The sequence below is a fragment of the Streptomyces sp. NRRL F-525 genome, from assembly GCF_000716605.1.
GTDB lineage: Bacteria > Actinomycetota > Actinomycetes > Streptomycetales > Streptomycetaceae > Streptomyces.
Genome location: NZ_JNXE01000140.1, coordinates 1 through 440, shown reverse-complemented (window position 1 = coordinate 440; position 440 = coordinate 1). Strand labels below are relative to the sequence as shown.

The 440-nt window shown below is 70.0% G+C and carries 1 protein-coding gene; it reads left to right on the top strand.

Annotated features, from left to right (window positions below):
* Positions 1-440: SpnB-like Rossmann fold domain-containing protein (locus tag OO69_RS48245; protein ID WP_033287405.1), on the top strand; the 440-nt coding region annotated here is incomplete at both ends.

The window sequence follows — 440 nt, the reverse complement described above, 5'->3', positions numbered from 1 at the left end:
CGGGATGCCCTGTTCGAGGTGGAGTGGGCGGAGTTGGCGGCGGCGCCTGGGGTGGTGGCGGAGCCGGAGCCTTCGTGGGTGCTGGTCGGGTCGGCGGAGGATGTGGCCGGCTTGGGTGTCGATGTTCCGGCTGTGGCTGTTGTGGAGGCCTTTGGTGCCGGGGTTGACGGTGTCGGTGAGGTGCTTGCGCTGACGGGCAGGGTGTTGGGTGTCGTGCAGGCGTGGCTGGCGGGGGAGGTCTTCGAGGACTCGCCGTTGGTGGTGGTGACTCGGGGTGCTGTTCCTGCTGGTGCTGATGGTGATGTCGTCGATCCGGCGGCGGCGGCTGTGTGGGGTCTCATCCGCACGGCCCAGGCCGAGAACCCTGACCGGATCGTCCTGCTCGACCTGGACCCGGCCGCTGACGACCCGTTCACCACGGTCCTGGGCCGGGCCCTCGC